Genomic DNA, 18407 nt, shown 5'->3' with positions numbered 1-18407 from the left:
AATCGCATCTTCCGATCCATCCGGAAGGCTTTGCGTCCAAATTGCCTGAAAGGCAAGATTTATTTGGAGATTTCGGAGAGCGTCTGCGCGCCGTGCTCGGCAGCCAGGCGGCGCATTTCAGCGACCTTGGCCTGATATTCGGCTTCCGAGATCGTGCCGGCCTTGCGCCGGGCGGTAAGCGCGGTCAACTGATGCTGCAGTTCGGCCGCCTGCTCGTCGCTCATCTGGACATTGGCCGCCGTCAGCGGCGCGCCGAAATTCGGATAGCCGTCCGGTGATTTCGTCAGACCGCCCTCGACCGCCTCGCCCTTGGTTGCCGGCATGACGACGGCGGTCGGCGCCGCTCGCTTGGCGGCGGCTGCGGCTTTTTCCTCCGCCGTCAGATTGCATCCGGCAAGGGTCATCGCCGCCGCGGCGCAGATCAATGCGATGCGGTTGAAGGTTGCGATGCGCCGAATGCCGTTCTTGATCATGCCTCAAAATCCAGTTCTGATTGCCTCGACTGTTAAATTTGTCGCAGCCACAAAGCAATAGCACGAGCCGATGCGGGTGGAACTTGTTTTCTCGTTCGGTCACGATGTACAACAAACGGATAAAAAGAGTGCTGCCGCCGGAGGAAATGGTGACCGACAGCAAGCAGGAGCGTGGCGGCCAGAAGAATGGCGACAAGACCGGTTTCGACGCGACCGATCTCGAACCCTATCTGCTGAAGGATCCCGAGACCATGGCGATGAATTTCGCCCGGGCGCTCGAAAATCTCGGTCAGGCCGCCTCGGCCTGGCTTGCGCCGCGCGAACGCGGCGAGATCACCGAAACCGCCATCGATCCCATGACCGACATGGTCAAGACGCTTTCCAAGGTCACCGAATACTGGATTTCCGATCCCCGCCGCACCTTCGAGGCGCAGACTCAGCTGATGTCGTCCTTCTTCGGCATCTGGATGCGCTCGATGCAGCGCGTGCAGGGCACGCGCGGGATGCAGGGCGAGCCCCTGCCGCCCGAGCCCGACACCCGCAAGGACAAACGCTTTTCCGGCGAGGATTGGCAGAAAAATCCGTTCTTCGATTTCCTCCGCCAGGTCTATTTCGTCACGAGCGATTGGGTTGACAAGCTGGTGTCGGAGACCGACGGCCTCGACGAGCACACCAAGCACAAGGCCGGATTCTACGTGAAGCAGATCACGGCAGCGCTTTCGCCGAGCAACTTCATCGCTACCAACCCGCAGCTTTACCGCGAGACGATCGCAAGCAACGGCGAAAACCTGGTGCGCGGCATGAAGATGCTCGCCGAGGACATCGCTGCCGGGAACGGCGAGCTTCGCCTTCGACAGACCGACATGACGAAATTCGCCGTTGGCCGCGACATGGCGCTGACCCCGGGAAAAGTCATCGCCCAGAACGATATCTGCCAGATCATCCAGTACGAAGCCTCGACCGAAACCGTGCTGAAGCGGCCACTCCTGATCTGCCCGCCCTGGATCAACAAGTTCTATATTCTCGACCTCAACCCGCAGAAATCCTTCATCAAATGGTGCGTAGACCAGGGCCAGACCGTTTTCGTCATATCCTGGGTCAATCCGGATGCGCGTCACGCCGAGAAGGACTGGGGGGCCTATGCCCGCGAGGGCGTCGATTTCGCGCTCGAGACGATCGAGAAGGCGACCGGCGAGAAGGACGTCAATGCCGTCGGCTACTGCGTCGGCGGCACGCTTCTGGCCGCGACACTGGCGCTGCACGCCAAGGAGAAAAACCGGCGCATCAAGACCGCGACGCTCTTCACCACTCAGGTTGATTTCACCCATGCCGGCGATCTCAAGGTCTTCGTCGACGAGGAGCAGCTTGCCGCGCTCGAAGAGCATATGAAGGCGACCGGCTATCTCGACGGCACGAAGATGTCGATGGCCTTCAACATGCTGCGCGCTTCCGAGCTGATCTGGCCTTATTTCGTCAACAGCTATCTCAAGGGCCAGGAGCCCCTGCCCTTCGACCTCTTGTTCTGGAACGCCGATTCGACGCGCATGGCGGCGGCAAACCACGCCTTCTACCTGCGAAACTGCTATCTGCGCAATGCGTTGACGCAGAACGAGATGATCCTCGACGGCAAGCGCGTATCGCTGAAGGATGTGAAGATCCCAATCTATAATCTTGCCACACGCGAGGACCACATCGCGCCCGCAAAATCGGTCTTCCTCGGCAGCCAGTTCTTCGGCGGCAAGGTGGAATTCGTCGTCACCGGCTCGGGACATATTGCCGGCGTCGTGAACCCGCCCGACAAGAAGAAATACCAGTTCTGGACGGGCGGCCCGGCCAAGGGCGACTATGAGACCTGGCTCGAGCGGGCCACCGAGACGCCGGGATCGTGGTGGCCGCATTGGCAGGCGTGGATCGAGACGCAGGACGGCAGACGCGTTGCGGCGCGCAAACCCGGCGGCGATGCGCTGAACGCGATCGAAGAAGCACCGGGAAGTTATGTGATGGAACGCACCTGAGACGCCGGCAGGCATCTCTTTTTGGGACATCCCAAGAAACAGCGATATCGCGTAAACAAATTAGAAACCATAATTCGTCATCCTCGCGAAACAGTCGGAAGTCGCGGGCGGCCTAAATTCGGCCCCTTTGCGCCCTTACCGGCCCCGGCGAAGTTTTAGTCAGTCAGTGCCGCCGGCCTGCGTAGCGAGTTTGAAAGACGAGTGTAGTATGGCGTTTGCGGTAGGGACGTTGGATAACGTCGCCCCTCTTGGCGGATCTGCTTTGCGTTCGCGCAGATCTCGCGGTTTTCTTTACGGTGTCGTCGGCGCCGGGCTTTTAACCTCAACATGGCTGATCGCGACCTTGGCAACGATGCATTCGGTGGCCACGCCCTTTTCTCCACCCGATCGGCTGGCACAGATCGGGGCCGCCCCAAAGGTGGCGCCGTCAGCTCGCCTTGAGCGGTTGATCCATGTCGGCAAGGGTGACCGGCTGACAGCCTTCGACGCAAAGCCGAAGATGCCGCTGACGGCAAGCCTCATCCAGTCTCACGCCGAAAAGACTGCCGCCGCCGCAACGGCATTGGCAGCTCTTGCGAAAAGCAATCGGCTCGTCACGGCCGCCGAGCAACCGGTCGTCGCCGCGATTTCCGACAGTGCCAAGTTCCGCAAGGATGATGCGATCGCGCTGCCGCCGGTCGAACTCGCCTCGGCAGAGATTGAAGAAGACGACAGCAACCGGATCATCGTCCCGTCGAAGGAGGCCGTCGCCGCAGCCCAACTCCAGGCGATGCTGGTGCTTGCCGATGCAGACCCCCGGCAGATCGCGCCGGCCCCGATCGAGCCGATCGCGTCTCCTGTCAGGACCGCCTCAGTTCCTGCAACGGAATCAGCACCGGTGGTGGTCGCAACGGCAGAGGATCAACCCTTCGATCTCGTCCTGTCGCCCGACGCAGGTTCCGTGCCGTTGCCGATGGCGCGTCCGGACGGACTCATCGGCAAACCGGCGCCGGCCGCCAAGGGTGCGCAGCGCTCAGCTGGGCCGGCCCTGGCCTATGCCCAGCCGAACTCGCCGATCGTGGACGATGAGGACGATGCCGTGCCGCGTTACGACAAGCCGGTCTTCTCGCCGAAACTGCGGGCAGGCGTCGCGATCTACGACATCGAAAACAGCACCGTCTACCTGCCGAACGGCGAACGGCTGGAGGCTCATTCCGGTCTCGGAAAGATGCGCGACAACCCGCGCTACGTGGATAAGAAGATGCGCGGACCGACGCCGCCGCACACCTATGTCCTCACGATGCGCGAGGCCCTCTTTCACGGTGTCGAAGCGCTGCGTTTGACACCGGTGGAAGGCTCGGACGCCATCTTCGACCGCGTCGGCCTGCTCGCCCACACCTATATGCTCGGCAAGAACGGCGATTCCAACGGCTGCGTTTCCTTCAAGGATTACAAGCGCTTTCTGGCCGCTTACAAACGCGGCGAGATCAAGCAGCTCGTGGTGGTGCCGCGGCTGAACAACAAGCCCGCCTCGACGCTCGCCTCGCTGTTTTCGTCGCGCAGCTAGTTTAGAGCTTTTCCGGGTTAGATTGAATCATTCTGTTGGCTCAAACGGAGTCGGATGGTCGACCGGCCGGCGCGCGTCGTAGCCCAGCTCTACGGCCAAGCCGGCCGGTCGATCAGCCGGCCCGTTTCAGCCAACCCGAAGGGCCGGGCACGCTTCCGCCAGGATCAAAGGCGATCGGCTCGGACGTACCTTGGGGTATGCCCGTCGCCAATCGCCTTTGCCCTGACGAAAACCTGCTCCGGCAGAATGCTTCAATCTAACCCGGAAAAGCTCTGGGAGCAGGTGGGCAAGCAGCCGCTTGCCCCCGCAGCCCTACTTCAGCCAGACTGCTATCCGCTCCACCGCCTCGGCGATCTCGCCTTGCGAACCCGCATAGGAGAGACGCAATGTTCGATGTCCCTCCAGCGGATCGAAATCCAGGCCCGGCGTCGCCGCGACGTTGATTTCTGCGAGCATGCGTTTGGCAAAACCCATGCTGTCATTGGTGAAGCGCGAAACATCGATATAGGCGTAGAAGGCGCCGTCCATCGGCGAAGCGGGCGCAAGGCCGATCCTGGGCAGGCGGTCGAGCAGCAGCGCGCGGTTTGCGGCGTAGCTCGCCTTGACATGATCAAGCTCTTCGCTTGCGCCAAGCGCGGCCACCGCTGCAATCTGGGAGAGCTCGGGCGGCGAGATATAGAGGCTCTGCGCCACCCGCTCGATCGGCCGCACCAGGCGCTCCGGCAGCACCATCCAGCCGATTCGCCAGCCAGTCATGCAGTAATATTTGGAGAAGGAGTTGATGACGACCGCCTCGTCGGTCAGCTCAAGCGCGCTCGCCTCCTCCCCAGCGAAAGTCAGCCCATGATAGATCTCATCCGAGATGAAGGCGATGGATTGGGCCGCGCAGTAATCCGCAAGCGCCTTCAACCCGTCACGGCCGGTCACCGTGCCGGTCGGGTTGGCGGGGCTTGCGAGCAGCACGCCTTTGAGCCTGACGCCGCTTTGCTGCTGCGCCGCCTCGAGGCTCTCAGGTGTCAGGGTGAAGTGGGTCTCGGCCGTCACCGGCACTTCGAGAACCTTCAGCCCAAGCGCGCCGAGAATATTGCGATAAGCGGGATAGCCCGGTCTCGCGATCGCCACGGCATCGCCGGCATCGAAAAGCGACAGAAAGGCAAGATTGAACCCTGCCGAGGAACCTGTGGTTATCGCGATGCGCTTGGGATCGATCTCCAGGCCGTGACGGTCCCTGTAGTGCCAGGCAAGTGCGGATTTCAGCCGCGCCGTCCCCAGCGCATCCGTATAACCGATCCGGCCTTCGACAAGGGCGGTGCGTGCCGCTTCGAGCGCAGCTCGAGGCGCGGGATGCGAGGGCTGGCCGACCGCCATCGAGATAACGGCGTGACCCGCTGCCCGCCGCTTCGTCGCCTCCGCCAACACATCCATCGCATGAAAAGGCTCGACTTCGCTGCGTTTCGATATGGAAAACAAGATCGCTTCTCGCTTGGCTTCTTCGCTGTTGGCCAGACAATTGCCGCATTAATCGGCTCATCACAATCCCGCGAGGGCGGTGCAGGGATGAAAATTCCTGTTTGAACAGAACTCGACGCACCGTACCTTGACGCGACGCGTTCAAGTCCATAACCCGGCGACGGTTTTCTCGACCAAGACCACATCGCCGATGACGAGGATATCATGGCCTTCTTCCCGAAAAACTTCACCGCACTGGCGCTTGCCGCATCGATCGCGATCCCGTTTCCGGCCGCAGCGCTCGACGATCAGCAGAAGAAGGAGTTCGGCGAATTCATCAAGCAATATCTGATCGAAAATCCGGAGATCATGCTCGACGTCCAGGAGGCGCTGCAGAAGAAGCAGGAAGCCGCGCGGCTGGTGAAGGCCAATATGGCGATCGAGGAGAACACCGCGAACATCTTCAATTCAAAGGATGACGTCACGCTCGGCAATCCCAAGGGCGATGTGACCGTCGTCGAATTCTTCGATTATAATTGCACCTACTGCCGTCACGCGCTTCCCGATATGCAGGCGATGCTGAAGAAGGACACGAACGTCCGCTTCGTGCTCAAGGAATTCCCGATCCTCGGGCCGGATTCGGTTGCCGCCCACAAAGTGGCCGACGCTTTCCGCAGGCTGGCGCCTGCGAAATATGCCGATTTCCATATCGCCCTTCTCAGCAGCGAAGGCCGCGCCTCGGAAGAAAGCGCGATCGCCGTCGCAGGCTCTCTCGGCATCAGCGAAGACAAGATTCGTGCCGAGATGGCGAAGAGCCCGAACGATGGGATCGTTCAGGCGACCTATCAGCTTGCCTCCAGTCTCGGCATCAGCGGCACGCCCTCTTATGTCATCGGCAACGAGCTGGTCCCGGGCGCCGTCGGGCTCGACGATCTCGAAGCCAAGGTCAAGAACATGCGCAGCTGCGGCAAGACCGCCTGCTGAGGAATCAGACAGCCGACCGGCCGCTCATCAAACCGCCAGAATCGAAGCGTTGCAGCCATGTGGACAAATGTGGCGCGATTCCTGCCGGCCAACCCGTAAGGGCTTTCATTCAGCCCTCGCGGAGTCTATAGGTTGCCGTCGTGCATTTACGGAACATTCGATGACGCAAACGATTTTTGTCCTGAACGGGCCAAACCTGAACATGCTGGGCAAACGAGAGCCCGCGATTTATGGCGGCAAGACGCTCAAGGACATCGAGGCAGACTGCAAGGCAGCAGGGCGCGAGCTCGGCTTTGATATCGACTTCCGTCAGAGCAACCATGAAGGCACGCTCGTGGACTGGTTCCACGAGGCCGACGAAACGGCCGCTGGCGTCGCCATCAATGCAGGCGCCTACACGCATACTTCAGTCGCGCTGCACGACGCGATCCGCGCTATTTCAATTCCCGTCATCGAACTTCACATATCCAACGTCCATGCACGGGAAGAATTTCGCCACGAGTCGATGATCGCGCCGGCATGCAAGGGCGTGATTTGCGGCTTCGGGCCTCACAGCTACATCCTGGCGCTCCATGCGCTGAAGAACATCACGGCATAAGAAGAAGACAGGGCAACACCATGGCTGAAAAGAAATCGGGTATCGATCAGGCACTGATCCGCGATCTCGCCAATATTATCAACGAGACGGATCTGACGGAGATCGAGATCGAGCAGGACGATTTGCGCATCCGCGTTTCGCGCGGCGGCACGCCGCAATACGTCCAGGCGCCGATCGCTGCACCGGCCTTTGCCGCTCCGGCAGCAGCCACCGCTCCGGCAGCGGCCGCTGCCGCACCCGCCGCAGCACCCGGCCGCAACCCGGCGAATGTCGTCAATGCGCCGATGGTCGGCACCGTCTATATGGCACCGGCTCCGGGCGCACGTCCCTTCATCGAAATCGGCGCCACCGTCAAGGAAGGCCAGACGCTCATCATCATCGAAGCGATGAAGACGATGAACCAGATTCCTTCGCCCAAGTCAGGCAAGGTGACCGAGATCCTCGTCGACGACGGACATCCCGTCGAATACGGCCAGGCCCTCGTCGTCATCGAATAGGCCCAAGCCCATGATTTCGAAAATCCTCATCGCCAATCGCGGGGAAATCGCCCTTCGCGTGCTTCGGGCCTGCAAGGAGCTCGGCATCGCATGCGTCGCGGTGCATTCCACCGCCGACGCCGATGCCATGCATGTGCGTCTTGCCGACGAAAGCGTGTGCATCGGTCCGCCCTCCTCGCGCGAGAGCTATCTCAACATCCACCAGATCGTCGCGGCCTGCGAGATCACCGGCGCCGACGCCGTGCATCCGGGCTACGGCTTCCTGTCCGAGAATGCCAAGTTCGCCGATATCCTCGAAGCGCACGGCATCACCTTCATCGGGCCGACGGCGGATCATATTCGTATCATGGGCGACAAGATCACCGCCAAGACGACGGCGCTGGAGCTTGGCATTCCCGTCGTTCCCGGCTCGGACGGCGAGGTGAAGACCGAGGAGGACGCGCTGCGGACGGCCGCCGAAATCGGCTATCCCGTGCTGATCAAGGCAACGGCCGGCGGCGGCGGGCGCGGCATGAAGGTCGCCAAGAGCGAGGCCGATCTGATCGAAGCCTGGTCGACGGCGCGCACTGAGGCGGCAGCCGCCTTCGGCAACGATGCCGTCTACATGGAAAAATATCTCGGCAAGCCGCGCCACATCGAAATCCAGGTGTTCGGTGACGGTGAAGGCAACGCCATTCATCTCGGCGAACGCGACTGCTCGCTGCAGCGCCGCCACCAGAAGGTCTGGGAAGAAGCGAATTCGCCTGCGCTCAATGTCGAGCAGCGCATGAAGATCGGCCAGATCTGCGCCGATGCCATGAAGAAGCTGAAATATCGCGGCGCCGGCACGATCGAATTCCTCTACGAGAACGGCGAGTTCTATTTCATCGAAATGAACACCCGCCTGCAGGTGGAGCATCCGATCACCGAAGCGATCACCGGCATCGACCTGGTGCACGAGCAGATCCGCGTCGCCTCCGGCGGCGGTCTCTCGGTGACGCAGGACGAGGTGCACTTCTCCGGCCATGCCATCGAATGCCGGATCAATGCCGAGGACGCGCGCACTTTCGTGCCCTCGCCCGGAACGATCACCCATTTCCATGCGCCGGGCGGCCTTGGCGTGCGCATCGATTCCGGCGCCTATCAGGGTTACAAGATCCCGCCTTATTACGACAGCCTCATCGGCAAGCTGATCGTGCACGGCCGCACCCGTGTCGAATGCATGATGCGCCTGCGCCGCGCCCTCGATGAATTCGTCGTCGACGGGATCAAGACGACGCTGCCGTTGTTCCAGGATCTCGTCTCCAACCAGGATATCGCCAACGGCGACTATGACATCCACTGGCTGGAACATTACCTCGCCAACACGCCGGCGGCATAGGACAGGAATGGCAGGATCGCGCAGGAAGTCACCAGGCATAACCCCTGACATCCTCCTGCGCGCCTATTCCATCGGCCTGTTTCCGATGGCCGAGTCTGCCGACGACCCGGAGATCTTCTGGGTCGAACCGGAATTGCGCGGCGTTCTGCCGCTTGGTGATTTCCATATCTCGAAAAGTCTCGCCAAGACGGTGCGCAGGAAACCCTTCGACATCCGATTCGATCACGCGTTCGACCAGGTGATCGCGGCTTGCGCCGAGGAAACATCGGGGCGCCCGAGCACCTGGATCAACCAGACGATCCGGTCGCTATATTCCACGCTGTTCGAAATCGGTCATGCCCATACCGTTGAAGCCTGGGACGGCGATCAACTGGTCGGCGGTCTCTACGGCGTCTCGCTTGGCTCGGCCTTCTTCGGCGAAAGCATGTTTTCACGCCGGACGGACGCCTCGAAAATCTGCCTTGTACACCTGGTCGACCGGCTGAGGGAAAAGGGCTTCACGCTGCTCGACACGCAGTTCACCACCGAGCACCTGAAGACGTTCGGAGCGATCGACGTGCCGAAGGCTGAATATGCGTTGCTGCTTGCCAGCGCGATGGAATCGCCACACCTGGAGTTTTGAGCGTGATCGTTTCATCCCTGCGTTGCTTTTCGAGCCGAATTGAGTAGGTTTGGCCTTGCAACGGGGGATAGAATTTTGAAACGATATTTTGCGGCCGCAATCCTTTTCGCCTTATTCACGGGTCAAGCCGAGGCACGCCCTTACCAGGAGATGTTCCCTGCCAGGGCTTTTTCGGACGCAGAAAAACCATTGCTGCAAAAGCTCGACTTTCAGCAGGGCGCGATCAAGCTGCCTGCTGCACAGGCAACGCTGAACATCCCCGAAGGCTTCTACTATCTCAATTCCGCGGATACGAAGAAGGTGCTGGTCGATATCTGGGGAAATCCGCCGCAAGCGGCGGAGGGAACGATGGGGATGATCTTCCCGGCGAAATACGCGCCGACCGATATCGAGGCGTGGGGTTCCATCGTCGAATACAGCGCCGACGGTTATGTCTCAGACGCCGACGCCGCCACGACCGATTACGATGAACTGCTGCAGAACATCAAGGATTCCATCCGCGAAAACAACGTCGAGCGCGAAAAGCAGGGTTTTCAAAAGATCACGCTTGTCGGCTGGGCCTCGACGCCGCATTACGACAAGTCTGCGCATGCGATGCATTGGGCGCGCGATCTGCTGTTCGGCGGTGATGCGCAAGCCCCGCATACGCTTAACTATTCCGTACGCGTTCTTGGCCGCCAAGGCGTATTCGAGTTCGATTTCGTTGCCGGCCTGAACCAGTTGAAGGAGATCGAGCAGGTCATTCCGGCCGTCACGACGCTCGTGCAGTTCGACAAGGGAATGGCCTATACCGACTTCGTCGAAGGCGACAAGATCGCAGCCTACGGAATGGCCGGGATGATCGCCGCGGGTGCGGGCGCCAAGATCGCCGCAAAGGTGGGTCTCCTGGCGCTTGCCGCCGCCTTCCTGAAAAAGGCCGGCATCCTTATTGTCGTCGTGCTTGGCGGTGCGCTTCGGTTTGCCAAAGGTCTTTTCACCCGAAACAAGACACCCACGGCATAGGCTCGCGGCTTAACCAGGAGACGGCGCGGAAATTGTGAAGCTTTTTCGGAGCCTGTCCCAGCTGACATCAATCAGCGGGCTGTCGCCTTGTCCGGAGCCGGGACGTCCGAGCTTGTCTTGCAGTCCTTCAGCCAGACGTCGTAGATCGGATGCTCGACCGCATTGAGGCCGGGGCTGTCGGCAAACATCCAGCCGGTAAAGATGCGGCGGATCTTGCGGTCAAGGGTGATTTCGTCGACTTCGACAAAGCCGTCGATCTTCTGTGCTTCCGCCTGGTCGCGCGAATAGCAGGCCTTCGGCGTCACCTGCAGCGCGCCGAACTGTACCGTCTCATTGACATAGACATCGAACGTCGTGATGCGGCCGGTGATCTTGTCGAGGCCGGAGAAGACGGCAACCGGATTGTCGATGCGTGCGGCATGCGCCGCAACCGGTGGAAGCAGAGCCGAGAGCGCCAGCAGCGATCCGGCGCCACGCAGGACCATGTTCCGCGTGAAGAGCTTCATATGCACCCGTCTCCAGATATTTTCGGTTCACGGCCGCGGTCTAGCGCGGCCAACCTGCGGGTAAAGGTCAATTGTGGCCAAAAGCCGGGCTTGCGATCGCCCGGTCGGGCCGTCTCAGTTGCCGGGCGTCCAGGCGTCGTAATCGCCGGTGACGCGCGGCCGCTCGCCGGGAACCGCGAGCGAGCCCGGCGGACGGTAAGCCTGCGGCGAACCGGTGAGGTTCGGACGATGCGCCTTCTGCCATTCCCTGGCGACGTAGTTTTCCTTGGACGGCGGAACATCGGTGCGATGATGCATCCAACCATGCCAGCCCGGCGGAATGGCGGAGGCTTCGGCATAGCCCTTGTAGATCACCCAGCGCTTCGGCAGACCATAGGAAGACATGCCGCCTTCATAATAGACGTTGCCGAATTCATCCTCGCCGACGCGCTTGCCAAAACGCCAGGTCGCAAAACGCGTGCCTATCGTCTGACTGTTCCACCAGGTGAAGATTTGAACCAGAAGATTCCGCATGTCTTTTCCTTGTGCCCGCCAGTGCGGGCCAAACCAGAATTTAGCTCCTCGCTTATGCCGTCGCCAAGCCGAATTGTCCAGCGATTCCACGAGAGGCAGGGGTCATTTCAAGGCCATCTTGAAGCCGAGATGCGAAGGCTTGAAGCCAAGCCTTTCGTAGAAACGATGGGCATCCCTGCGTATGGCATTCGACGTCGGCTGTACCAGCCGCACGCCGCGGCCTTTTGCCTCTGATATGGCGAATTCGATCATTCCGGTGCCGATGCCCTGCCCGCGCATGTCAGCCCGCGTCTGCACCGCCTCGATGGTCATCGTCGAAGAACCACGGCCTGTCAGCGAGGTCGTGAGCATCATCTGGAACGTGCCGACGACTTCGCGGCCGCGCTCTGCGCCATAAAGCGTCTGGTCGGGCGAAGCCTCAATGACGGCGAAGGCCCTGGCATAATCGGCAAAAGCCCCGGCAACCGTCGTATCGCCGTGACCGCCGAGAGCATCGGCGGCAAACAGCGCCACAAGCGCCGGCAGATCATCCCTGTGCGCTTCGGGAATGAGAATATCGGACAACTTGACCGCCACGGCGTCAATGCCCTTCCAGCGGTTTTTCGAAAATCAGCGAGGGAATGCCGGATTGTCCGGGCCCGCTGTTCTCATTGCGGCCGACTTCGGTGAAGCCATGCGCCCGGTAGAAGGCGATCGCCGCCGCATTCTGCGGCTCGACTTCCAGGCGCATGATCTCAGCATCCGGAAAGCAGGTTTCGAGCTCGGCGAAGACATCGCGGCCGATGCCATGGCGCTGCAGCGACGGACTGACATAGAGGAGATGCAGCATGACCGTCTTCGTCAGCGCGTGCGACATCGCCGCATAACCCACGCCGCCGATGTTGCGGCCGTTATCGGCGACGAGGAACTCGGCGTCCCTGCGCACCAGCCGCGCCTTCAACGCTGCCGGCGTAAAGAGATGGGCGATCAGATCGTCCACCTTTGTTGTGCCGTGGAGCTCGTCATAGGTGGCGTGAAAGCTCTCCACCAGGAGAGCGCGCACCTTCTCGAGGTCGCGCTCTCCGGCGGTGCGGACGAAATACACGGGCTATTCCTCGATGCCGAGCTTCGCCTTGACGAGCGCCTGGACCGCCTGCGGATTGGCCTTGCCGCCGGTCGCCTTCATCACCTGACCGACGAACCATGCCGCCATGGTCGGCTTCGCCTTGACCTTTTCGACCTGTTCGGGACTGGCGGCGATGATCTCGTCCACGGCCTTCTCGATGGCGCCGGTATCCGTCACCTGCTTCATCCCGCGCGATTCGACGATCTCGGCGGGATCGCCGCCCTCGGTCAGCACGATCTCGAAGAGATCCTTGGCGATCTTGCCGGAGATGGTCCCCGCTTTGATGAGGTCGATGATCGCGCCGAGCTGAGCCGGCGACACCGGCGTCTGTTCGATGTCCTTGCCGGTACGGTTGAGCGCGCCGAGCAGGTCGTTGATCACCCAGTTTGCCGCCGTCTTGCCGTCGCGGCCGGCGGCCACGGCCTCGAAATAATCGGCGATCGCCTTTTCGGAAACCAGCACCGAAGCGTCGTAAACCGACAGGCCGAGTTCACGCACGAAGCGCTCCTTCTTGTCGTCGGGCAGTTCCGGCAGATCGGCTTCGAGCGCCTTGATGAAGGCGTCGTCGAATTCGAGCGGCAGCAGATCCGGATCGGGGAAGTAGCGATAATCATGCGCGTCTTCCTTCGAGCGCATGGAGCGCGTCTCGCCCTTGTTCGGATCGAAGAGGCGCGTCTCCTGATCGATCGTGCCACCGTCTTCCAGAATGCCGATCTGGCGGCGCGCTTCATATTCGATCGCCTGGCCGATGAAGCGGATCGAGTTGACGTTCTTGATTTCGCAGCGCGTGCCGAAAGCCTCGCCAGGACGGCGGACGGAGACATTGACGTCGGCGCGCATCGAGCCTTCATCCATGTTGCCGTCGCAAGTGCCGAGGTAGCGGACGATCGAACGCAGCTTGGTCATATAGGCCTTGGCCTCGTCGGACGAGCGCATGTCGGGCTTGGAGACGATCTCCATCAGCGCCACGCCGGACCGGTTGAGGTCGACATAGGACATGGTCGCGTGCTGGTCGTGCATCGACTTGCCGGCATCCTGTTCCAGGTGCAGGCGTTCGATGCCGATCTCGATATCCTCGAACTGGCCTTGGCGGTCCGGCCCGAGCGAAATGACGATCTTGCCCTCGCCGACGATCGGATCCTTGTACTGCGAGATCTGATAGCCCTGCGGCAGGTCGGGGTAGAAGTAGTTCTTGCGGTCGAAGACCGAACGCTTGTTGATCTCAGCTTTGAGGCCGAGACCGGTGCGCACGGCCTGCTTGACGCATTCCTCGTTGATGACGGGCAGCATGCCGGGCATGGCGGCATCGACCAGCGAAACATTCGAATTCTGCGGCTTGCCGAATTCCGTCGAAGCGCCGGAGAAGAGCTTCGAATTGGACAGCACCTGGGCATGGACTTCCATGCCGACGATGACTTCCCAGTCGCCGGTGGCGCCGGGAATGAAGCGTTTTGGATCGGGCGTGCGGACGTCGACAATGGTCATCTGATGCTCTTTGCAGGCTGTTCTTTTCCGCTGGTGAGGTAAAGGAAATGGCATTCCGGTGCAAGGCTTTCCCCATCGCGGACCGCGGTTTGACGCAGGGCGGCGACATTTGCCGCGGGTTAACCGAGGGATGGCAATGTAGCCGCATGACGATGACCGACATCACCAAAACGGCCGCACTGTTTCTGGCGCTGAACCTCATCGCATTTTCGATCTATTTCCTCGACAAGCAGGCGGCGCGCAATGGTGGGTGGCGCATCAGCGAGCGCTCGCTTCTGACTCTTGCGCTGATCGGCGGCAGCCTCGGTGCGCTGGCGGCACAACAGATCCTGCGCCACAAGACGAAAAAGGAACCGTTCCGGTCGATCCTGGCGGCGATCCTGATCCTTCACGGCGCCTTGGCCACGATGCTGGCCCTCGCGACACTATGGGCCCCTCGCCTTCATCTGGACTTTTAAACTTCAGAATTCCTGCCCATATCCGCCTTGGCTTTCCGAAACCAGCGGCTTCGTCAGCCCGACAGAGGGCACGTCTCGGTCAAGCTTCGGATTATAGGCGACCGACAGCCAGTGGATACCGTAACCGTGCTTCCGAAAAAAGCCGATTGCCTCGCTATTGCTGGAATGGGTCTGCACCGCCGCCGTCTCGAAGCCTCGGCCGGCGATATCCTTCTCGATGCGTTCGAGAAGGGCTGAGCCGAGTCCCTGCCGGGTGAAGACGGGATCGATCCAGAAATCCGAGATGGTTTCGTCCAATCCCTCGCGTGCAGCCCAGCCTGCGACCTGGCCGTTCTGCTCGATGACGGTGATGGTCAGCCAGTCATTCTCCACAAAATTGCGAAAGGCGTTGCGCGCCGCGTCGATCATCGCATCCGATTCGCCGATCGACGCCATCGCCTTTTGCCAGGCCCTGAGCCCGATCTCGCTCAACAGTTCCGCTTCCCCGTCGCGGGCATTGCGAATGTGAATCAACGACACCTCCGCGTTACCCCTCCAACTAGAGCACTGAGTCGCGGGATTTACCAGTAGCTGCAAAGGGATGATCAACCGAAACCAAGGTTTTCGACCGGTTTTCACCGACAGCGATGCGCTTGACCGCTTTTTCGGGGCTGAATAATAGATATTTTATGTTGAGCCAGTCTGAGACCCGGTAAAGGCCCTGCCCGCAAGTTTTCTTGCGCGCATGGGCCCGAAAAAACGAAGCCCTGACGTTCGAATGAGCGCCAGATCGTTTTTGTGCGCGCCTACGGCGCGATACCGGATCTCACAACATGGACATTTCCCGCACGGAGCAGCGCATCCTGCATCTCATGGCCCAAGGCGGCCGCATCGAAATTATCCGAGACGACAACAGAAAGATCGAGAACGTCAGTTGCTTCACCCGTGACGGCTGGCGCTATCCCGGCGTCGACCTCGATCTCTTCCGCAGGCTGAAGCGGCTGAAGGCGATCAAGTCTTCAGGCGGCCAACCCTACCGGATCACCGAAAGGGGGCTGAGACTGGTCAGGTCGCAGCTGGACAATAGATAGGTCAAGTAACTAACTCACTCTGATCGCGCCTAAACTGGGAGCGGTTCACTTCCGCCTCAGAGCAAGCTGACGTGTGTCACACGCGAGTGATTCCTGGCCTGATGCGACGTCCGCTACTTCTTGCGCCAAGAGTTGATTTCTTTAGCAAGCTGCGGATCGTGTCGTAGTTCCTCGACCGCATCTTTGCTGATAGCGCCTTTCGAGCGCCTCAAGGGTCCAATCAGCAAGAGGCGACTTTCTCCATTGGAGGGATCTTTTGCCAATCGAATAAGGTCAGGGAGCCTCTCTTCAGTTACTGATCCGGAAAGCGCGCAAGCCAAACCGTCCTTGAAGCCCAGGACAAATTCCGTTTCCTCATCGGGGAAAACAGGGCCTTTGCCTTCTTTCGCGTTGATGTATTGCTGAACAAGGAAGTCCCAATATTCGCCGGCCGCGGGAACCGCTAGAGCTCTAGCAATCCCGCTTCGTGTTCGATCAGAGTAAGGCAATTGCAAATGCTTCATCAAGATCGGTACCAAATTCGGATATCCACTTCTGCTGTTAACCAGGTCCCAAACCGAGTTGATGTTCGCGCCTGCCTCGCGCAGGTCTTTCACAATAGGTTGTTCCTCTTCAAGCAGGCGAGCGTCGCGAATGGCCCAAATATCGCTCATTCTATCCTCCCAAATCTAATGCACTCCCACAATCGTCACTGCTCTATGTCCCTACGATTTATCAAGCCCTCGTCAATTGTCCTTTGGAGAGGCCCTGATCTTTGTGTCGTTGGTCGGTCGAACAGATCGAAGCGCAACCCTCGAGATATCGCGATGTCGATATAATCTCTCAGCTGCTGGGTAAGACTCAGTCTTCCCACGTTCTTAACCTCTGAAAGAGTTGATCGAGTGATTCCGTCAGGAATTCGAACCCTTCCATTCACAGTGATTTTCTGCTTTTCGCCAATGTCTACCTTAGCACGGACAGCAGCTTCACCGTCTCGCCCGATCGACCCGGACGTTCTTCCGCCCGCCATTGGCCCGCCGGTACCGATCCCTTTAACATCAAAGCCATGCATTTCTTTGTGAAAGAAACCTGGTGAAAGAGGTATGATTCCTCTTTCCAGTTGCTCATCCAATTGACGCTGCTGGAACTCGAAATTTCCGATCTCACCTTCTGTTTCTACGTCCGGCGCATCATCGAAAGGGCCGCCGGCAAAAGCTCTGGTTTCAGCCGTACTGCCGGTGCCGAAGCTGACATTGGTTGCGGATTTCAGGCCGCTGTCGGAGCTTAGTGGATGTTCGTTAGTCGCATTGGAGCGCTGCCCCCAGCTGTCGGAGTAGTTGATCGAATGCCCGTTCGGATCGGACTTATTGACCGGATCGTTTTCGGAGTAGCTGTATCGGTTTGTGCCGACGCCCTCCTTGGTCGGGTCCCAGTCATCCGGCGAGATGAACCGTCCGAACGCCGGATCGTAATATCTGGCATTGAGATACATCAGCCCGGTTTCGGGATCGAAGCGTTCGCCGATATAGCTCTTCTTGGTCTGGAAGCTGGTGTTGGTGGCTTCGCCATAGGCGGCATAGCCGGTCTGCTCGACCCTGTAGCCGCTTTCGTTGGTCACCTGCCGCACCGAGGCGAGATGATCGCGGTGCAGGAAGAACTTGTCCTGCTCGGTGCTGCCTGATGTGACGACGATCTTGGCGTCGGGATGCGGATAGAGCGTGTAGATGTCGCTGCCGGGCGTCGAGCGGTCGATCTCGACATTGGCGTCGGGATAGAGGGTCGTGCCGAAGCCCCAGCTCTTCTTCACCCGGGCGCCGTCCGGTCCATAGGCAAAGGTCACCGTGGCGCCGTCCTGGGTGACGCTCGCCAGCCGGTTGGCGCCGTCCCAGTTCAGCGTGCGGCTACCATCGGAGACCATGTTGCCGTTGGCATCATAGTCGATGGTCTTGGCACCGATCTGCGTTGCCGCATGCGGGCGGATCGCCGATGCCGTCGTCGGATAGACATAGCTGCCGATCCGCGTGCGGGAGAGAAGATTGTGATTGCTGTCGTAGCTGTAGGTCTCGTCGAGCGTGTTGTCGCCGGCATTGTCGGCGCCGGTCAGGCGAGAGAGATCGTCATAGCCATAGGTCCAGTTGTCGTTGGCGGCCAGGCCGGTGATGGTCTTGATCCGGCCGAGTTTGTCACGGCTGTACTGATTGTCCATCAGCACCGTCGTGCCCATCGCCGTCGTCACCCGGTCCAGCCACCGCCGGGTCGGCGAATAGCTGAAGCTGGTCGTCACGCCATTGATGTAATTGATCGTCTGCGTCTGGCCGTCGGCCTCGTAGCTTGTCGAGTCGATCAGTCCCGGGATCCTGGAAAGCAGGTCGGCGTCGTTGTAGAGCCAGGGCAAGGTCCTTTTGCCGACGACGATATTGGCAGGCTGATAACCGATCGCCGTGGTCTTGCCGGTCGGCCCATGCTCGACGGTGGTCGTGCTCGCCACGCCGTCGATGACCGCCCGGGTGATGACCTTGTCGCCGACGCCGTTATAGAAACGGGTATAGGTCATCGTCGCATTGGCATTCTCGGCCTTGGTCAGCATGCCGGCATTGTGCGACTGGCCGGTGGCGGCCGGCTCGTCATAGCTGTTCTCAGCCAGCAGGGTCGGCACCGTCGCACCCGGTTCCGTCACCTCCTTGCGGGTGACCCGGCCCATCTGGTCGTAGGCGATCGTCGTCACCGCGCCGCGCGCATCCGTCT

The 18407-nt window shown here is 60.3% G+C and carries 20 protein-coding genes; 10 read left to right on the top strand and 10 right to left on the bottom strand.

Annotation, left to right across the window (positions count from 1 at the left end; translation table 11 throughout):
• Positions 1 to 59: 59 nt before the first annotated feature.
• A complete protein-coding gene (locus HJB91_RS13495; RefSeq protein ID WP_210631540.1) occupies positions 60 to 473 on the bottom strand; it encodes a hypothetical protein in 414 nt (137 codons plus the stop codon).
• A gap of 146 nt (positions 474 to 619) precedes the next feature.
• On the opposite strand from HJB91_RS13495, the gene HJB91_RS13490 reads away from it, so the two are divergent.
• Positions 620 to 2488, top strand: coding sequence for an alpha/beta hydrolase (locus HJB91_RS13490; protein WP_221155103.1), 1869 nt, complete (start codon positions 620 to 622; stop codon positions 2486 to 2488).
• A gap of 208 nt (positions 2489 to 2696) precedes the next feature.
• Entirely contained in the window at positions 2697 to 4034 is a 1338-nt protein-coding gene (locus HJB91_RS13485; protein ID WP_210631541.1) for a DUF2778 domain-containing protein, read from the top strand.
• A gap of 312 nt (positions 4035 to 4346) precedes the next feature.
• Here the strand turns inward: HJB91_RS13485 and HJB91_RS13480 are convergent, their stop codons facing one another.
• The gene (locus HJB91_RS13480; RefSeq protein ID WP_221154965.1) at positions 4347 to 5504 is read right to left on the bottom strand and encodes a pyridoxal phosphate-dependent aminotransferase; all 1158 of its coding nucleotides are present in this window, start codon (positions 5502 to 5504) and stop codon (positions 4347 to 4349) included.
• Positions 5505 to 5708: 204 nt separating this feature from the next.
• Here HJB91_RS13480 and HJB91_RS13475 point away from each other — a divergent pair, with 204 nt between their 5' ends.
• The 6 genes from HJB91_RS13475 to HJB91_RS13450 all read left to right on the top strand — a co-directional run bounded on the left by HJB91_RS13475 (position 5709) and on the right by HJB91_RS13450 (position 10546).
• The gene (locus HJB91_RS13475) at positions 5709 to 6467 is read left to right on the top strand and encodes a DsbA family protein (protein ID WP_210631543.1); all 759 of its coding nucleotides are present in this window, start codon (positions 5709 to 5711) and stop codon (positions 6465 to 6467) included.
• Positions 6468 to 6627: 160 nt separating this feature from the next.
• Positions 6628 to 7065: a type II 3-dehydroquinate dehydratase gene (gene aroQ / locus HJB91_RS13470; protein ID WP_221146553.1), complete on the top strand. Its 438-nt coding sequence runs from the start codon at positions 6628 to 6630 to the stop codon at positions 7063 to 7065.
• A gap of 20 nt (positions 7066 to 7085) precedes the next feature.
• The gene (gene accB / locus HJB91_RS13465; protein ID WP_221154962.1) at positions 7086 to 7562 is read left to right on the top strand and encodes an acetyl-CoA carboxylase biotin carboxyl carrier protein; all 477 of its coding nucleotides are present in this window, start codon (positions 7086 to 7088) and stop codon (positions 7560 to 7562) included.
• Positions 7563 to 7572: 10 nt separating this feature from the next.
• Positions 7573 to 8922, top strand: coding sequence for an acetyl-CoA carboxylase biotin carboxylase subunit (accC, locus tag HJB91_RS13460; RefSeq protein ID WP_210631546.1), 1350 nt, complete (start codon positions 7573 to 7575; stop codon positions 8920 to 8922).
• Between the two features lie 7 nt (positions 8923 to 8929).
• Positions 8930 to 9544, top strand: coding sequence for a leucyl/phenylalanyl-tRNA--protein transferase (gene aat / locus HJB91_RS13455; protein WP_221154961.1), 615 nt, complete (start codon positions 8930 to 8932; stop codon positions 9542 to 9544).
• Positions 9545 to 9619: 75 nt separating this feature from the next.
• Positions 9620 to 10546, top strand: coding sequence for a DUF2167 domain-containing protein (locus tag HJB91_RS13450; RefSeq protein WP_221154958.1), 927 nt, complete (start codon positions 9620 to 9622; stop codon positions 10544 to 10546).
• A 71-nt stretch (positions 10547 to 10617) separates the two neighbouring features.
• Here HJB91_RS13450 and HJB91_RS13445 read toward each other — a convergent pair whose 3' ends face one another.
• The 5 genes from HJB91_RS13445 to gatB form a co-directional block, all read right to left on the bottom strand.
• Positions 10618 to 11052 (bottom strand): DUF2155 domain-containing protein, encoded by a 435-nt coding sequence (locus HJB91_RS13445; RefSeq protein WP_210631549.1) that lies wholly within the window; start codon positions 11050 to 11052, stop codon positions 10618 to 10620.
• A 114-nt stretch (positions 11053 to 11166) separates the two neighbouring features.
• Positions 11167 to 11565 carry an NADH:ubiquinone oxidoreductase subunit NDUFA12 gene (locus HJB91_RS13440; RefSeq protein ID WP_064712858.1) on the bottom strand — a complete coding sequence of 133 codons (399 nt, stop codon included), beginning with the start codon at positions 11563 to 11565 and terminating at the stop codon, positions 11167 to 11169.
• 102 nt (positions 11566 to 11667) lie between these two features.
• Positions 11668 to 12141 carry a GNAT family N-acetyltransferase gene (locus tag HJB91_RS13435; protein WP_221154956.1) on the bottom strand — a complete coding sequence of 158 codons (474 nt, stop codon included), beginning with the start codon at positions 12139 to 12141 and terminating at the stop codon, positions 11668 to 11670.
• Positions 12142 to 12145: 4 nt separating this feature from the next.
• Positions 12146 to 12649 carry a GNAT family N-acetyltransferase gene (locus HJB91_RS13430; protein WP_221154953.1) on the bottom strand — a complete coding sequence of 168 codons (504 nt, stop codon included), beginning with the start codon at positions 12647 to 12649 and terminating at the stop codon, positions 12146 to 12148.
• A gap of 3 nt (positions 12650 to 12652) precedes the next feature.
• On the bottom strand, positions 12653 to 14155 hold the full coding sequence (gene gatB / locus HJB91_RS13425) for an Asp-tRNA(Asn)/Glu-tRNA(Gln) amidotransferase subunit GatB (protein WP_221154952.1): 1503 nt from the start codon (positions 14153 to 14155) through the stop codon (positions 12653 to 12655).
• A 146-nt stretch (positions 14156 to 14301) separates the two neighbouring features.
• On the opposite strand from gatB, the gene HJB91_RS13420 reads away from it, so the two are divergent.
• Positions 14302 to 14613, top strand: coding sequence for a DUF1294 domain-containing protein (locus tag HJB91_RS13420; RefSeq protein WP_221155101.1), 312 nt, complete (start codon positions 14302 to 14304; stop codon positions 14611 to 14613).
• Positions 14614 to 14616: 3 nt separating this feature from the next.
• Here the strand turns inward: HJB91_RS13420 and HJB91_RS13415 are convergent, their stop codons facing one another.
• On the bottom strand, positions 14617 to 15126 hold the full coding sequence (locus tag HJB91_RS13415; RefSeq protein WP_221122841.1) for a GNAT family N-acetyltransferase: 510 nt from the start codon (positions 15124 to 15126) through the stop codon (positions 14617 to 14619).
• Between the two features lie 299 nt (positions 15127 to 15425).
• On the opposite strand from HJB91_RS13415, the gene HJB91_RS13410 reads away from it, so the two are divergent.
• Positions 15426 to 15683, top strand: a complete 258-nt coding sequence (locus HJB91_RS13410) for a YjhX family toxin (RefSeq protein WP_221154951.1) — start codon at positions 15426 to 15428, stop codon at positions 15681 to 15683.
• 113 nt (positions 15684 to 15796) lie between these two features.
• Here HJB91_RS13410 and HJB91_RS13405 read toward each other — a convergent pair whose 3' ends face one another.
• Positions 15797 to 16336 carry a hypothetical protein gene (locus HJB91_RS13405; RefSeq protein ID WP_221154946.1) on the bottom strand — a complete coding sequence of 180 codons (540 nt, stop codon included), beginning with the start codon at positions 16334 to 16336 and terminating at the stop codon, positions 15797 to 15799.
• Between the two features lie 35 nt (positions 16337 to 16371).
• Entirely contained in the window at positions 16372 to 18387 is a 2016-nt protein-coding gene (locus HJB91_RS13400; protein WP_221154944.1) for an RHS repeat-associated core domain-containing protein, read from the bottom strand.
• Positions 18388 to 18407: the final 20 nt, after the last annotated feature.

Source organism: Rhizobium sp. NLR10b, assembly GCF_019685435.1.
Taxonomy (GTDB): Bacteria; Pseudomonadota; Alphaproteobacteria; order Rhizobiales; family Rhizobiaceae; genus Rhizobium.
The sequence above is the reverse complement of the archived record's forward strand: the minus strand, read 5'-3'. Positions and strand labels throughout refer to the sequence as shown.

Excerpts from the sequence above, each read along its gene's own strand:
- HJB91_RS13495 (WP_210631540.1), bottom strand. The coding sequence starts at position 473 with ATGATCAAGAACGGCATTCGGCGCATCGCAACCTTCAACCGCATCGCA.
- HJB91_RS13490 (WP_221155103.1), top strand. The coding sequence starts at position 620 with ATGGTGACCGACAGCAAGCAGGAGCGTGGCGGCCAGAAGAATGGCGAC.
- HJB91_RS13485 (WP_210631541.1), top strand. The coding sequence starts at position 2,697 with ATGGCGTTTGCGGTAGGGACGTTGGATAACGTCGCCCCTCTTGGCGGA.
- HJB91_RS13475 (WP_210631543.1), top strand. The coding sequence starts at position 5,709 with ATGGCCTTCTTCCCGAAAAACTTCACCGCACTGGCGCTTGCCGCATCG.
- aroQ (WP_221146553.1), top strand. The coding sequence starts at position 6,628 with ATGACGCAAACGATTTTTGTCCTGAACGGGCCAAACCTGAACATGCTG.
- accB (WP_221154962.1), top strand. The coding sequence starts at position 7,086 with ATGGCTGAAAAGAAATCGGGTATCGATCAGGCACTGATCCGCGATCTC.
- accC (WP_210631546.1), top strand. The coding sequence starts at position 7,573 with ATGATTTCGAAAATCCTCATCGCCAATCGCGGGGAAATCGCCCTTCGC.
- aat (WP_221154961.1), top strand. The coding sequence starts at position 8,930 with ATGGCAGGATCGCGCAGGAAGTCACCAGGCATAACCCCTGACATCCTC.
- HJB91_RS13445 (WP_210631549.1), bottom strand. The coding sequence starts at position 11,052 with ATGAAGCTCTTCACGCGGAACATGGTCCTGCGTGGCGCCGGATCGCTG.
- HJB91_RS13440 (WP_064712858.1), bottom strand. The coding sequence starts at position 11,565 with ATGCGGAATCTTCTGGTTCAAATCTTCACCTGGTGGAACAGTCAGACG.
- gatB (WP_221154952.1), bottom strand. The coding sequence starts at position 14,155 with ATGACCATTGTCGACGTCCGCACGCCCGATCCAAAACGCTTCATTCCC.
- HJB91_RS13420 (WP_221155101.1), top strand. The coding sequence starts at position 14,302 with ATGACGATGACCGACATCACCAAAACGGCCGCACTGTTTCTGGCGCTG.
- HJB91_RS13410 (WP_221154951.1), top strand. The coding sequence starts at position 15,426 with ATGGACATTTCCCGCACGGAGCAGCGCATCCTGCATCTCATGGCCCAA.
- HJB91_RS13405 (WP_221154946.1), bottom strand. The coding sequence starts at position 16,336 with ATGAGCGATATTTGGGCCATTCGCGACGCTCGCCTGCTTGAAGAGGAA.